Genomic DNA, 14442 nt, shown 5'->3' with positions numbered 1-14442 from the left:
ACACGATTCTTTTTATGCCTTTTTCAATTTTGCCGCCAGTCGATTCCCGAAGGATTGGATGGACTGAACGAGGAGGATGAGGACGAAAATGGTCACGTACATGACTTCCGGTTCGAAACGAAGGTGTCCGTATTGATAGGCGATGTCCCCCAGTCCACCTGCCCCGACGAGTCCCGCCATCGCCGTCGCTCCAATCAACCCGATCGTCGCAATCGTCAATCCGAGAACGATAGAAGAACGTGCTTCACGGATTAACACATACCAGATGATTTTTCTCGTCGAGATGCCCATCGCTTCATACGCCTCGATGACCCCGCGGTCGACTTCGAGTAGTGCTGACTCCATGAGTCGGGCGATATATGGAGCGGTGAAGACGATCAAGGGAAGTAAGACGCCCTGCACGCCGATTGTCGTCCCCATGATGAACCGTGTGAACGGTAAGATGAAGAACAACAGAATGATGAACGGGATGGAACGGATGACGTTGATAACGCTCGATAAGCCACCATAGACGAATCGGTTTGCGAGTCTGCCATTCGGTCTCGTCAAAACGAGCAACGTCCCGAGCGGCAATCCGATCAAGGTCGAGATCAAAAGCGCGATGCTCGTCATCGTCAACGTTTGAACCGTTCCTGTCCAGATTAAGTCACCCCAGTCTGTCCAAAACTGTTGCATGCTTTGACACCTCCCTCACATGTACGCCGCTCGTCTTCAAATAACGGACGGCGAGTTCCGTTTGATCATGATCCCCGTCAAGATGGACAAGTAAGTTTCCGACAAGCCCCGCCTTTAACTTCTTGATTCCGCCTCCGATGATGTTCGGAAGGATGCCGAACCGCTTGGTCAATTGTGCCAGGACTGCTTGTTCTGTCTGACTGCCGATGAACGACAAGTGGACGAGCGTTCCCCGAGTCTGGAGTTCCGAGACGACTTCTTCCGGCACGTCGAGGTTTGTCTTAAGAAACTTCTGGGTCGTCTCGTGTGACGGATTGGAGAAGACGTCTAGTACGTGTCCTTGTTCAACGATTTGGCCACGATCGATGACGGCGACCCGGTCACAGATTCGTTCGATGACTTCCATCTCATGTGTGATCAAGAAAATCGTCAATCCGAGCTCGCGATTGATTTCGAGCAGTAACTCTAAAATCGACTCGGTCGTCTCAGGGTCGAGTGCACTTGTCGCCTCATCACTGAGGAGAATATCAGGCTCGTGGGCGAGCGCTCGCGCAATGGCGACACGTTGTTTCTGTCCACCTGACAATTGTTCAGGGTAATGGTTCCGATGTTCGCTCAGTCCGACGATTTGGAGATAGCGGTCGACCCGTTCACGGATGACCTGCTTCCCGAGACCTTCGAGACGAAGCGGGATAGCGACATTCTCTTCGACGGTCGCGGTCTTCAGCAGGTTGTAGTGCTGAAAGATCATACCGATTCGCTGGCGTAACGTCGACAACCCTTTCTTTTTGAGGAGCGTGATATCTTGTCCCTCGATCTCGACGACCCCTGATGTCGGGCGCTCCAAAAGATTGATCATCCGGATGAGCGTACTCTTACCGGCACCACTTCGTCCGATGATTCCGAAGATTTCCCCTCTCTCAATCGTGAGGGAGACATCATCGAGTGCCGTGATCGTGTCTCCGTTTACCTTGAACTCCTTGGTGATTTGTTTCAGTTCAATCATAAGACCCCTCCTTAAAACGCCGGCACGACCGAACCATTGAATTCTTCTTCGATGAAGGCACGTACTTCATCTGAATGATAGTAAGACTTCAGTGTCTTCACGACTTCATCTTCTTTATTGGCCGAACGGACGACGACGTAGTTCGGATATGGGTTGTCAACCGTATCTTCATGGAAGAGGGCATCTTCATTAATGGATAGACCTGCTCCCATCGCGAAGTTCGTGTTGATGGCCGCGAGTGCCACTTCCGGGAGTTGCGTCGGCAGTTGGGATGCTTCGAGTTCAATAAATTCGAGGTTGAGCGGATTCTCCGCAATGTCGCGCTTCGTTGCTTTATCCGTCAATCCTTCTTTTAACGTGATGAGCCCAGCCGTTTCATATAGTCGTAACGCACGGAGCTCATTCGCCGGGTCGTTCGGGACGGCCACTTTATCGCCTTCCTTTAAGTCCTTGATATCCGTCAATTTCTCTGAATAGAGCCCCATCGGGAAAGCGACCGTCTTGAAGACGTCGTCAATCTTATACCCCTTGTCCGCTTTTTGCAGTTCGAGGAACGAGAGCGTCTGATAGCTGTTCACGTCGAGACTTCCTTCGTCGAGAGCGGTGTTCGGCGTGTTGTAATCGTTAAATACTTTGATATCGATTTCAAGCCCGTCCTCTTTTGCGAGCTCCTGTACTTTCTCGGCAATCTGTTCGTGTGGTCCACCAGTGACGCCGATCGTCAGCTCTTTCGTGCTTAACGTCTCGCTCGCCTCGGATTGTCCGCACGCAGAGAGTGCGATGGCCGCAAGGATAGATGTACATGCCAAAATAGTTTTTTGTTTGATGTTCATGAATGATTCCTCCTCCAAATGAAAAGCCCGCTACTCATAAAGAGCGGCGGGCACGACACGTGAAAGTCGGACACGCTCATCTCCCAGACGTCTCGTCTGTTGGAATTAGCACCATGATCATTTCTGATCTGGTTGCCGGGTTTCATCGGGCCAGTCCCTCCACCACTCTTGATAAGCAATCGGTTCTATTATTTTGTTATTATATTACTGATAAAAGAATTATTTGTAAACTATTTCTTGAAGATTTCTTAAAATTTCTTTTAATTGCTCGGTATCTTCGATCTTGTGAATGCCTTGAATCGTCATTTCTTCGACGACATAATCGACCAACTCATCGATTTGGTCAAAGCGAATCCCAAGTTGTTCAAGTGACGTCGGAGCGGCGATCGCTTGTAGCCAATTGTCGAGGAATGAGGCGTCTTCGGATGAGGTCAATTGTTCTTGAACGATCAGCCCGAAGCCTACCTTGTCCCCGTGCAACCAATGATGCGTCGAATCAAAACGACTGAGTGCGTTATGCACCGCATGGGCGACGGCGACTCGGGTGCCGGCGTCACCGAATCCACCAACGGCACCACCGATGGCGAGGACATGATCGACGATAGATCGGATGTCCGTGCCATAATGGCGAAAATCATCTTCACGAATGGACAAATCCATCAACGCTCCGCATTGCGCCGCAAGTGAGAGCCCCGACTGAATCCCTGCGTCCCTTGATGTTGTTCCGCTAATATATCGAGCCTCGAACCACTTTGCGACCGTATCGATGACACCAGCCTTAAAATAGTCGTAAGGTGAATCACGTAACAGTCGTTCATCCGCGATGACGCGCTCGATGACGACGGGGAACGTATCATATCGTAAATATGTACCGTCTTCTCCATAGATCACGCTGAGCGGGGTGAAGGCGGCACAGTTTGACACAAGTGTCGGAATGACGATGAGCGGGACCGACTGGGTAAATGCAATCCGCTTCGCCGTATCAATCAATTTACCGCCACCGACGGCAATCCAGACGTCAGGTCGATGCGCTTTTAGTCGTTCGACTTCTTCGTCTGAACATTCCCCCTTGAATCGTACGCTCGGAATTTCTGCTAGACGAGGAGACACGCGAATCGCTTCACCGTATCCGTTAAATCCTTTCAAAACGAGTGCATCCCGATTCCCAATCAGTGAGTAAAGTTGATCGAGCGCATCGTTCGAATGGTCGTATTCCAGCACCGCTTGTCGAATCATTGATGGACCTCCTCATAGGCTGCAAACAGTCTCTCAATCCGTTCTACCGCTTCATCAATCTTCTGTTCAGACGACACGAGACCAAAGCGGATGTGGTGCTCCCCCTCCGTTCCAAAAAAGTAGCCCGGTGTGACGGCGACGCCCGCCTCATGTAGTAACTTCGTCGAGAATGATTTTGCATCGCCTTCAGGCACTCTCGCCCATACGAAGAAAGAACCTTTTGGTGCCTCAATCTCCCACCCTGCCCGGCGTAACCCATCAATCAATCGGTTTCGTCTTGTTTCGTAAAGCGAGGCTAGGTCGTCACGTATGTCACGCGGGGATTCTAACGCCACGATGGCTGCCTCTTGAATGGCAGAGAACACAGAGACGTGGACATGATCTTGGTACGTATTGATCGCCTCGATGATATCTGCATTTCCGACTGCGAACGCGACACGCCATCCCGACATGTTGAACGCCTTCGACATCGTATACACCTCAATCCCGATTTCTTTTGCCCCGTCTGCTTGGAGAAAACTTGGCGGGACATGCCCATCAAAGCCAATACTTCCATAGGCGAAATCGTGTACGACCATCAAATCATGGTTTGTGGCGAATTTAACCGTCTCCTCAAAGAAGGCTGGCGTCGCGACAGCGCCGGTCGGATTGCTCGGGTAGTTCAAATACATGAGTCGTGCATGAAGCGGATCGAGCGTGGTGTAATCCGGGAGATAGCCGTGCTCTTCCTTCAACGTCAAATCGATGATGTCCGCTCCGGCGAGACGCGCTCCCGAGATATAATCGGGATAGCCAGGGTTCGGGAGCAAGATGCCTTCACCCGGCTCAAGAAGACACTGAGGCAACGTGATGAGACCCGATTTGCTGCCAATCAAAATCGCCACTTCTCGAGCCGGGTCAAGGTCGACTCCGTATTCACGTTGATAGAATGCGGCCACAGCTTCTTTTAGTCGAGCCTGTCCCCGGAACGGTCCGTATTGATGGGTCGTCGGGTCGGTCAATGCTCGTTCAAGCGCTTCACAAATTGGAGCTGGTGTCGGTAAGTCGGGTGTGCCTTGTCCGAGTCGGATGACGGTCTTGCCACTCGCCTCGACTGCCGCGACTTCTTCTGCTAATCCGACAAAGTGTTGTGTCGGTAACGATTTTAATAACTTGGAACGTCTGTCTGCCATGATGGGTCCTCCTCATACGAAAAACACCCCTTTCTGAGGAAAGGGGTGCTCGATACAGACGTATGTAGTCAACCACCTTTCCATCTCTCAAGGTCACCTTGCTGGAATTAGCACAGTATTTTGCAATCTGTTGCTGAAGCTTCATCGGGCCAGTCCCTCCGCTTCTCTTGATAGAAAGTGTCATTCGTTATGTAATTTTTGTATGTCCCTAAGTTAACCAGACATTCCCAACGGTGTCAAACATTTTTTCAAAGAGAACATCTATTGAATCCTTTTCAAAAAACATTCATAGTAAAAGAGTAGAAAAATTATATTTGTATGAGGGGATAGAGCATTGGAGCTTAATCGTCAACTTATTTGGAAACTGAGTGTAATCGGACTGATCTTGCTCGTCTTATGGCGTGTCATCAGTGAACCGGTTACTATCTCACGTGTCTTACAATACACGTTTCAGTTACTGACCCCTATCATCATGGGGATCGCCATCGCCTTGTTACTCAACACCGTACTCTCTTATATTGAAGAACGGTTCCACTTGAAGCGATATCAAGGACTACTCATCGTCTATATCACGTTCATCGGCATCTTGGCGATTTCAGTCGTCACGTTGTTCCCGCGGATTTACTCGAGTCTGTCATGACTCATCAATGAGTTACCGGTTTATATCCGTCAAATCGACGTTTTTTTAGGTGAAGTGAACAATTACTTGAAAGACTATAACGCGACGATCGCCCAAGCGATTGATTTTGCGCGCTTCGAGGATCGTTACTCTGGATGGGTCGAGACGGCCGTCCTCTCTTCCGTTAGTTATGTCTCTAGTTTTACAATGACATTGATCAACTTCTTGATTGGGATTGTCATCTCCATCTATTTGTTAAAGGACAAAGAAGTCTTCGCTCGTATGTTCAAGCGTCTTCTCTATGCGCTATTACCCGTCGGCACTGCGAAGACGACAATCGATATCTTTCAAGAGATGGATTATATCTTTAAGCGATATATCATTGGGAAGTCGCTCGACTGTCTGATTATTGGAGTGCTAGCAGTCATCGGACTCTTGATCATCGGGGCCCCATATGCCCTACTTCTCGGAGTCATCGTCGGCGTCTTAAACTTCATCCCATATGTCGGACCGCTACTCGGGATGATCCCGGCGTTTATCATCACCTATTTTTATGATCCGTTCACCGCCGTCTTGGTACTCTTGTTCATCTTCTTGTTACAGCAGTTTGACGGATTGTGGCTCGGACCAAAGATTCTTGGAGATAGTGTCGGGATCACACCATTTTGGGTCATCACATCGATTATCATCGGGGGAAGTCTGTTCGGCCTCGTCGGGATGTTCGTGAGCGTGCCGATCACGGCCATGATTCAAGTCGTCTTGTCTCGCCTCATCGATTATCGACTGAACCGAAAAAATCTAAACGAATTACTTTGATTCACCTCATAAATTTGTTGACACATTGAGGAAATGTGTCATACAGTTGAGGAGAAGAACACAATTAACAGAAAGGAGAGGTTCCCATGTCAGTAGTATCTTCGAAACCATTCACTCAAGTTCATACTGATTGGCAGGCACCTCTTCGATTGATTCATATCTAAGACGCCTGCCTATCGAGGCATGCATAAACAACGTGGGACGTCGTATGCCTTTATGCATATGACGTCCTTTTTGTGTCTAAAATTAAATAAAGCAGGTGACCTGTATGTTTCAATCACTCAAGCGGCTCGACCGCAACATTTGGATTCGTTTTTTAGGGGAGACGATTACGGGAATTACGATGTTCATGATTGCCCCATTCCTTGTTCTCTATTATAGTGACCAGTTAGACAGCTACCTTCAAGTCGGAATCATCATGGCGACTGGCCCGATCATGGCGCTCCTCGGTTCGATGATCGGAGGACGGCTAGCAGACCTGTATGGTCGAAAACCAATCATGATGATCGCCATCATCGGGGACGCACTTGCCCTCATCGGATTTGCGTTCGCCGACTCGTTCTGGCCGCTCCTTTTATTGAACGCCATGCTCGGACTGACGAACTCGCTCTTCCACCCTGCCGCAAGTGCGATGGTCGCCGATGTCACGGAGCCAGAGCATATGAACGAAGCGTTCGGACTTTTACGGATGGGACATAACATCGGCGCTGCATTCGGTCCACTTCTTGGTAGTGCGGTGCTGTTCATCGACCGCGAGCTCATCTTCTTTGCGGCGGCATTCGTCTTTGGACTATATGCGATTGCGCTCGGCACGTTCATACATGAGTCGTTGCCCGAGTTTACGGAAGATGAGACTCCAAGCAACCGGGAAGTGTTGCGCGTCTTTTATAACGATCGCGTGTTTCTCGTCTTCATCTTTGCGGGTATATTCATATCAATGGGATTCTCCGTCGTCGAGAGCATGCTACCACTCTTTTTAAAAGAATCGCTCCCGACGTATACCGCACAACAGAACCCATTCCCGTATCTGCTAGCACTGAATGGAATCATGGTAGTTCTTTTCCAGTTCCCGATTGCTTCAAAACTCGGGAACAAGCCGTTCGGTAAGGTCATGTTAGCAGGAGCGACCGTATTTGGTATCGGTATGATCTTGCTTGCGATTGTGCCTAGAGCCTTGTTCGCACTCGATACCCCTTACGTGCCACTCGTCGGGATCTTACTCGCCGTATATGCGTTTTATACGTTAGGTGAGATGATTATGTCCCCTGTTCAGCAGACATTCATCGCCTTGATCGCACCGGAGAATATGCGTGGTGCCTATAACGGTGCAGCGAGCATCCAATGGCTGATCGGCGGTGTCACGGCACCAATCATCGCAAGTCTCTTTTTTGACAATCGTGCCGGACACATCGCTTTGATCCTCATCGGTGGAGCGAGTTGTTTATCAGGCATCATCTATTGGCAGCTCGGACGTCATGTCCAAGCGACGGAAGCAAAGCAAAAGACGGCTTAACCGCTCATTGACCACACTCTCTGATTTCGGAAGTGTGGTCTTTTCATTCTTTTCATCTTTATTAAAATTTGAAATTATCATTCAATTCACTTTACAATCATAATAATCCTTTTTATGATAAAACGGTTAAGGAGGGATCTTTCATGGAAAGGATCGATAAACAAACAATCGTGGATAGTGTTCCACAAAAAGGCTTCTTCGGACAACCGAAGGGGTTGTTCACTTTATTCTTCACTGAATTTTGGGAACGTTTCTCGTACTATGGCATGCGGGCAATCCTCGTATTCTATATGTACTATGAAGTCTCTGAGGGAGGACTCGGTCTCGACCGAAACGTCGCACTCTCAATCATGTCCGTATACGGCGCGCTCGTCTATATGTCCGGGGTCATTGGGGGATGGCTTGCAGACCGGATTTTCGGGACGTCTCGCGCGGTATTCTACGGTGGTGTGTTCATCATGCTCGGACACATCGTCCTCTCGATTCCAGGTAGCGTCGTCTTCCTGTTTATCTCCATGGCGTTGATTGTCATTGGTACCGGTTTATTGAAACCAAACGTATCCAGTATCGTCGGAGACATGTATAGCGAGACGGATCGCCGTCGCGACGCTGGATTCAGTATCTTCTACATGGGAATCAACTTGGGTGCGTTCATTTCACCACTCATCGTCGGTCAAGTACAAAAAGACTATGGATTCCACTGGGGCTTTGCGCTCGCAGCCATCGGGATGTTCGTCGGACTCGTCGTCTTCGTATTGACACGCAAGACGAACCTCGGCTTAGCTGGTTCGTATGTACCGAATCCATTGACGCCTGATGAGAAAAAGAAAACGATTAAAATCGTCAGCATTGTCACCATTGGAATCGCTGTTTTACTCGCAATCTTGATTCCACTTGGATGGTTCACGATCAATACGTTCATCTCACTCGTCGGGGTGTTCGGTATCGCGATTCCGACCATCTACTTCATTATCATGTATCGTAGCCCGAAAACGACTGAGGTCGAGCGTTCGCGAATCATCGCCTACATTCCGCTATTCATCGCCTCGGTCATGTTCTGGGCAATCCAAGAGCAGGGCGCAACGATTTTGGCGAGTTATGCTGATACACGAACTGACTTAGAGTTCTTTGGGTTCACGTTGTCACCAGCATGGTTCCAATCACTGAACCCACTGTTCATCATCTTACTGGCACCGGTCTTCGCTTGGTTATGGGTCCGACTTGGTGACCGCGAACCGAGCATTCCGACGAAGTTTGCTTTCGGAATCTTGTTTGCCGGGATCAGTTTCTTGGTCATCCTGCTCCCTGCATACTTCAGTGGTCCAGATGCCCTCGTCAGCCCACTCTGGCTCGTCTTGAGCTATTTCATCGTCGTGTTGGGAGAACTCAGTTTGTCACCGGTCGGTTTGTCGGCCACGACAAAACTCGCTCCAGCTGCCTTCTCGGCTCAAACGATGTCGCTCTGGTTCTTATCAAACGCTGCTGCACAAGGGATCAACGCACAGCTCGTCAAGTTCTACACACCTGAGAATGAGACGCTATACTTCGGGATTATCGGTGGCGTCGCCATCGTCTTAAGCTTGATTCTGTTCGCACTCGCACCAAAAATCAAAGTGTACATGCGTGGAATCCATTAACCATCAAAAACGCCAGCCGATCGAATCGGCTGGCGTCATTTTTATTTTCGCACTTGAATGAGTGACAAGTAGCGATCGATCATATTGTGGTTAAAGTAGTCATGGAAGTTATCTTGTTTCAGTGATTGGATCGATTCATGGAATGTCGCAGGCAGTGATGCGATTCCTTGGCTCTCGATTTGCTTCGCAGAATACTCGAACAAGTCATCCTCGTTCGGAGAAGACGGAACGAGCTGTTGCTCGATTCCTTCAAGTCCCGCATAAATGAGCGCGGCAAGTGCCAAATATGGGTTCGCACTCGGGTCAGGATTTCGGACCTCTACACGAGTCGCACTTCCACGGGAAGCGGGGATTCGAATCATCGAACTGCGGTTCGATGGGCTCCAGCATATATTGACAGGTGCCTCGAATCCAGGAACGAGACGCTCGTATGATTCCGGTAGTGGATTCGTGAAGATTGCTGTGGCACGGGCATGCTTCAAGATTCCCTCGATGAAATGACGCGCCGTTTTCGACAATCCGTAATCCGCATCGACTTCGTCGAACGCGTTGGTCGTCGGATTTCCAGACTCATCATTCTTCCAGACAGAGATGTTCAAGTGCATTCCAGAACCATTCACATCACGCAACGGTTTTGGCAAGAATGAGACGGATGCCCCTTTCTCCTTCGCCGCAATCTTGACGATTTCTTTAAAGAACTGAATGTTATCCGCCGTATGGAGTGCATCATCATACTTGATGCCAATCTCATGTTGCGCAGGAGCGACTTCATGGTGAACAGCCTCAATATTGAACCCGACACCGCTTAGACGGTTCGCGATGTGCTGTCGCACTTCATATCCTTTATCCTCTGAACGTGTCGAGAAATATCCGGCCTCGTCATAAAATTCTCCGTTCTCGTCAAAGATGAAGAATTCCGGCTCTGCCCCGACGAATACCGAGTAGCCATCACGTGCTGCACGTTCAAGTGCATCCTTCAATACATTACGTGGGTCGTATTCATATCGCTCTCCCTCCGGAGTGCATACGTCACAGAAGAATGCCAAAATATTTTCCTCGCCGTCTTGCTCATACCGTGGACGATCTAAATCCGGTCTCAAGAATAAGTCTGAGTTTTTGATGGAAGAGAACCCGTTGATTGAAGAACCGTCAAACATCGTTTTTCCCTCAAAGACTTCAGGCAACAATTTTGCCGAAAGCGTCAAGAGTTTTAAATCACCGAGAACATCTGAGAAATAGAGATGGATTTGGGTGATGTTTTTCTCTTGTACCGTTTTCTCAATATCTTGTTGCTTCTTTTTTGCGTCATCCTTGTCTGTTCCGAATAGATTTGCCATGATTCGTTAAAACCTCACTTCAATAGATTTGACAGGCAAGCTGTCTTTACGCACCGTTCGTACGCTTCTCTATAGTTCATAACCGAGTTCGATTTTTTCTAAACATGGAATTTCAGCAAAGGCAAAGTGGCTACATGCGACAAGAGTTGATATGATGGGTAAAGAATGTCACAGAGAGGGAGAACGCGATTGCATATTTTTATGACTGGTGGAACCGGATTTTTAGGAGGGCGACTCGCCAAAGAATTGATTCAGCGGGGGCATCGCGTCTGCATGTTGGCGCGAACACCGGAGAAGGTACAAGCACAATTCACCGCTGAAGAACAAAAGTCGATTGATGTGTTACCAGGCGACTTGACGTCACATGCGCTCGGTGCTAATGAAGCGTTCATCGAGACATATAGAGGGAAGATTGATTTATTCCTACACATGGCTGCACTCGTCAAATTCGATGAAGAATTGCGCGATGAATTGTTCGAGACCAATTTGACCGGGACGAAAGAGGCCCTTCGCTTGACCAAGCTGATTGACTGCCGTCGCTTTTTCCACGTGAGTACGGCCTACACACTTGGCGCTAAAGAAGTTGGCGGGGAAACACTGTACGACGTGTCGCAATCTTTTTTGAATCCGTATGAAGAAAGCAAGGCACACGCCGAGCAGGCGGTCTGGGAGTCACGGGATGAGCTTGATGTGTCAATCTTCCGACCGGCCATCATCGTCGGAGACTCGAAAACAGGAGAGGCTGACTCAAAATTTACGATGTACGGATATATGCGTGCTCTCGAACTGTTCAAACGGAAATTGGAACGACGTGGGCATGACGTCGAGTCGATTCGATTGATTGGCTCAGCGACAGGTACATCAAACCTTGTCCCTGTCGATTATGTCGCGGATGTACTCCTCGCTGCCATCGAGCATGCGAAGGCGGGCACAATCTATAACGTGACAAACGACGCACCACCAAAAAATGAAACGATGCTCGACTATATGAAAGAGTCGTTAGCATTCCCGCATTTAACAATCACGGAGACACCGACATCGACACTCAGCTCAGTCGAACAGTCGTTCAACGATATGGTGAAAGTATTCAATCCGTATTTGAACCGGAATATCACGTTCCGTGACGACAACACGAAACAATTGCTACAGGATGCTGGATTCGCTCCGCTCCGTCTCGATCAAAAATCGTTACGTCGCATCGTGAATGCCTACTACAAAGCAAAATAAAAAATGGACCGGAAAAATCGGTCCATTTTTTATTTATCGCAAACTAACACGATTTTACCATCTTTGATTTCACGTTCGAGTGAATCCACCATCTCTTTTGTGAGTCCAAGACTCTCCATCTGTTCCATGCGATCTTCTGAATTGCTCGTGAATTTCGAGAGCAACGACTCGAACATTCCTTTTTCCGGAATTCGATATGGTTGTACCCCGGCCTCTGCTGCCAATCGAACGGTCAATTCCTCATCTTTGGCGAACAAATAGATATGCTCATTCACACATCCGCCTGACACCATCTCATTCACTTCATGGTCCACCGTCGTCATATCATTCACTACTCTTGTCTCTAACATGCCCCATCCTCCTAAACGTTCACAGTCATGGTTTTCACTGTTTTTGTTATTCCCGAAAAATGAGGTGGTAAACATCAAATCAACTCGATTCTTCGTTCATCGTCCATTCTTCGATGACGAAATGTTGCACGATCCCCTTGATGCGATCATGTTCCCCTTCCATTTGAGTCTGCCCCTCTAACCGAGCGGTCACCATGAACTGGCAATCTATTGCTCGTATGCGAGATATGCGATACCCTGCTTGTTGCAACAATCCAGCGATGATCTCGATTTTTTCTCTCTCAACTGAACGGAATGTATGCATCCAGCCCACCTCTTTCTGTTTCGTTCCTTATACATGCTATCATATCGTTTCTAGTGTGTGATGCTATACTATGGATAGAGAAAAGGAGTGAGTTCTGTGCCAAAACAAGACTTGAATACAATCATGCTTGAATATTTGAATGAAAAAGAAGATTATGAAGCGTTTGCCACAAAGTTGAAAGCACTCCTCAGTGAATTGTTGACAGAAGCTGGCATCCAGTTTCATTCAATCGTTGCCCGTGCCAAAGAAGCGGACAGTCTATATGCCAAACTTTCACGCAAACCTTATCAATATCGTTCATTACGAGACGTGCAAGACTTGGCCGGAATACGGATTGTGACATACTTTCATGACGACGTACGAGCCGTCGCGCAAATCTTGGAAGATGAATTCACCATCGATCGTGAACAGTCCATCGACAAGTCGACATTGCTCGATGCCAATGAATTCGGTTATCTTTCCGTTCATTATGTCGTGGAACTGAGTGAGAAACGCCTTGCGCTCGGTGAATATCGCCGTTTCGCAGAAAAAGAAGCGGAAATTCAAGTCCGCTCCATCTTACAACATGCATGGGCAGAGATTGAACATGACCTCGGCTACAAAAATCCGAATGCCGTGCCGCCTGAAATTAAACGAAGTTTCAGCCGGGTCGCCGGACTCTTGGAGATTGCCGACTCCGAGTTCGTGAACATTCGAAAACAATTGCGGACATTCGAACAGGAGACGGTTGAACAGATTCTCGACTCCCCTGAAAAAGTGACCATCACACGTGATAACCTGAATTATTATATCGCAAATGATCAAACGGTTGAGAAGCTAGACAACGCGATTTTCCAGAGCGAATGGTTGCTCGAGACCGATCTCTCTGCCATTGTCGAACTGACCCGAATGTTCCATTACGCCGATATTCGTACGTTTAAAGATTTGAGCGATACGCTCTCCACTTACTTCACACAGGCAGTTCAGTGTGCGACATTACTTCCATCTTCCCTCTTGCCGAGACAAGGGATGGGTGTCGTTTATGCCGTTCTCGCTAAACTGTTAGCGGAAGGTGATGACCCACAGATTGAATTTTTCTTTAGACGGTTCTATCCGGACTTGAAACATTATGAAGACATCATTCAACAAATTCGGGCAAAAGACGAGCCCCTATAACTTTACAGACAACATGTTTTTAATGTAGAATGTTTCTATGTTCTGAAGTATATATGAATAATATTATCGCCAGGAGGTAGTTTCGAGGATGACAACACCCGTACAGACCGCTTCACGTCGTCAGCTCGTCGCAGACGCTGAACGTGGAATCCGGATGAACTATCGCGGAGTGAAAAAAAATCTCCGTTCGATGTTCTCACAATATTTGACCCGCAATGAATTCTTCATTCTACGTTCTCTTTGTCAACAGAGTCCTCAAATCGCCTCTGCTCTGTCAAATGAGTTTCAATTTTCAGCCTCGATGATCACCGCACTTGCCGATGAGTTGACGAAAAAAGGATTGATCTCTCGCGAACGTAGCGAGCGTGACCGCCGTGTCGTTGAACTTCAGGCAACGGATGAAGGTCGTGAGTTGTTTGAGACGCTAGAGAGCATGAAGATTGAATATTTGATGGATGTCTTCACTGATTTTTCAGATGACGAACTCATTTTACTTTCAAAATTATTAGATCGTATGGATGCTTAATCCGACTATAGCCCTTCACCGTAAAGGTGAAGGGCT

General features: G+C 48.2%; 15 protein-coding genes and 2 riboswitches. Of the genes, 7 read left to right on the top strand and 8 right to left on the bottom strand.

All coding sequences use genetic code 11. From position 1 onward, the window contains the following. Positions 1–12: 12 nt before the first annotated feature. The 5 genes from KNO71_RS11215 to KNO71_RS11195 all read right to left on the bottom strand — a co-directional run bounded on the left by KNO71_RS11215 (position 13) and on the right by KNO71_RS11195 (position 4922). Positions 13–675 carry a methionine ABC transporter permease gene (locus tag KNO71_RS11215; protein WP_012726344.1) on the bottom strand — a complete coding sequence of 221 codons (663 nt, stop codon included), beginning with the start codon at positions 673–675 and terminating at the stop codon, positions 13–15. Next, complete coding sequence (locus tag KNO71_RS11210; protein ID WP_214684233.1) at positions 647–1681, bottom strand: methionine ABC transporter ATP-binding protein; 1035 nt, start codon at positions 1679–1681, stop codon at positions 647–649. The genes KNO71_RS11215 and KNO71_RS11210 overlap by 29 nt, the downstream gene beginning before the upstream one ends. An 11-nt stretch (positions 1682–1692) precedes the next feature. Continuing rightward, positions 1693–2514, bottom strand: coding sequence for a MetQ/NlpA family ABC transporter substrate-binding protein (locus tag KNO71_RS11205; protein WP_214684231.1), 822 nt, complete (start codon positions 2512–2514; stop codon positions 1693–1695). 73 nt (positions 2515–2587) lie between these two features. Further along, a riboswitch (SAM riboswitch) is annotated at positions 2588–2692 on the bottom strand. Between the two features lie 41 nt (positions 2693–2733). Continuing rightward, positions 2734–3750 carry an iron-containing alcohol dehydrogenase gene (locus KNO71_RS11200; protein WP_214688692.1) on the bottom strand — a complete coding sequence of 339 codons (1017 nt, stop codon included), beginning with the start codon at positions 3748–3750 and terminating at the stop codon, positions 2734–2736. Next, positions 3747–4922: an aminotransferase class I/II-fold pyridoxal phosphate-dependent enzyme gene (locus KNO71_RS11195; RefSeq protein ID WP_211782801.1), complete on the bottom strand. Its 1176-nt coding sequence runs from the start codon at positions 4920–4922 to the stop codon at positions 3747–3749. Before KNO71_RS11195 ends, KNO71_RS11200 begins: the two co-directional genes overlap by 4 nt. 77 nt (positions 4923–4999) lie before the next feature. Continuing rightward, positions 5000–5099: riboswitch (SAM riboswitch) on the bottom strand. Positions 5100–5256: 157 nt separating this feature from the next. Between KNO71_RS11195 and KNO71_RS17660 the strand changes: the two genes are divergently transcribed. The 4 genes from KNO71_RS17660 to KNO71_RS11180 all read left to right on the top strand — a co-directional run bounded on the left by KNO71_RS17660 (position 5257) and on the right by KNO71_RS11180 (position 9507). Then, positions 5257–5562: a hypothetical protein gene (locus KNO71_RS17660; RefSeq protein WP_251031979.1), complete on the top strand. Its 306-nt coding sequence runs from the start codon at positions 5257–5259 to the stop codon at positions 5560–5562. Between the two features lie 3 nt (positions 5563–5565). Further along, a complete protein-coding gene (locus KNO71_RS11190) occupies positions 5566–6357 on the top strand; it encodes an AI-2E family transporter (RefSeq protein WP_353047664.1) in 792 nt (263 codons plus the stop codon). Between the two features lie 268 nt (positions 6358–6625). Continuing rightward, the gene (locus tag KNO71_RS11185; RefSeq protein ID WP_214688691.1) at positions 6626–7870 is read left to right on the top strand and encodes an MDR family MFS transporter; all 1245 of its coding nucleotides are present in this window, start codon (positions 6626–6628) and stop codon (positions 7868–7870) included. A gap of 143 nt (positions 7871–8013) precedes the next feature. Then, positions 8014–9507, top strand: a complete 1494-nt coding sequence (locus tag KNO71_RS11180) for a peptide MFS transporter (RefSeq protein ID WP_012726351.1) — start codon at positions 8014–8016, stop codon at positions 9505–9507. 41 nt (positions 9508–9548) lie between these two features. On the opposite strand, the gene KNO71_RS11175 is transcribed toward KNO71_RS11180, so the two are convergent. After that, positions 9549–10844: a glutamine synthetase family protein gene (locus tag KNO71_RS11175; protein WP_047795294.1), complete on the bottom strand. Its 1296-nt coding sequence runs from the start codon at positions 10842–10844 to the stop codon at positions 9549–9551. 189 nt (positions 10845–11033) lie between these two features. Between KNO71_RS11175 and KNO71_RS11170 the strand changes: the two genes are divergently transcribed. Then, positions 11034–12071 (top strand): SDR family oxidoreductase, encoded by a 1038-nt coding sequence (locus tag KNO71_RS11170; protein ID WP_214684221.1) that lies wholly within the window; start codon positions 11034–11036, stop codon positions 12069–12071. Positions 12072–12100: 29 nt separating this feature from the next. Here KNO71_RS11170 and KNO71_RS11165 read toward each other — a convergent pair whose 3' ends face one another. Then, complete coding sequence (locus KNO71_RS11165) at positions 12101–12421, bottom strand: YflT domain-containing protein (protein WP_078146948.1); 321 nt, start codon at positions 12419–12421, stop codon at positions 12101–12103. A 79-nt stretch (positions 12422–12500) separates the two neighbouring features. Next, a complete protein-coding gene (locus KNO71_RS11160) occupies positions 12501–12725 on the bottom strand; it encodes a hypothetical protein (RefSeq protein ID WP_214688689.1) in 225 nt (74 codons plus the stop codon). A gap of 96 nt (positions 12726–12821) precedes the next feature. Here KNO71_RS11160 and KNO71_RS11155 point away from each other — a divergent pair, with 96 nt between their 5' ends. Further along, complete coding sequence (locus KNO71_RS11155; protein WP_270812121.1) at positions 12822–13880, top strand: GTP pyrophosphokinase; 1059 nt, start codon at positions 12822–12824, stop codon at positions 13878–13880. Positions 13881–13968: 88 nt separating this feature from the next. After that, a complete protein-coding gene (locus tag KNO71_RS11150) occupies positions 13969–14406 on the top strand; it encodes a MarR family winged helix-turn-helix transcriptional regulator (RefSeq protein ID WP_012726357.1) in 438 nt (145 codons plus the stop codon). Positions 14407–14442 lie beyond the last annotated feature (36 nt).

This window comes from Exiguobacterium sp. s163, assembly GCF_018617135.1.
Taxonomy (GTDB): domain Bacteria; phylum Bacillota; class Bacilli; order Exiguobacteriales; family Exiguobacteriaceae; genus Exiguobacterium; species Exiguobacterium profundum.
This window is presented reverse-complemented; position numbering and strand designations above follow the sequence as displayed.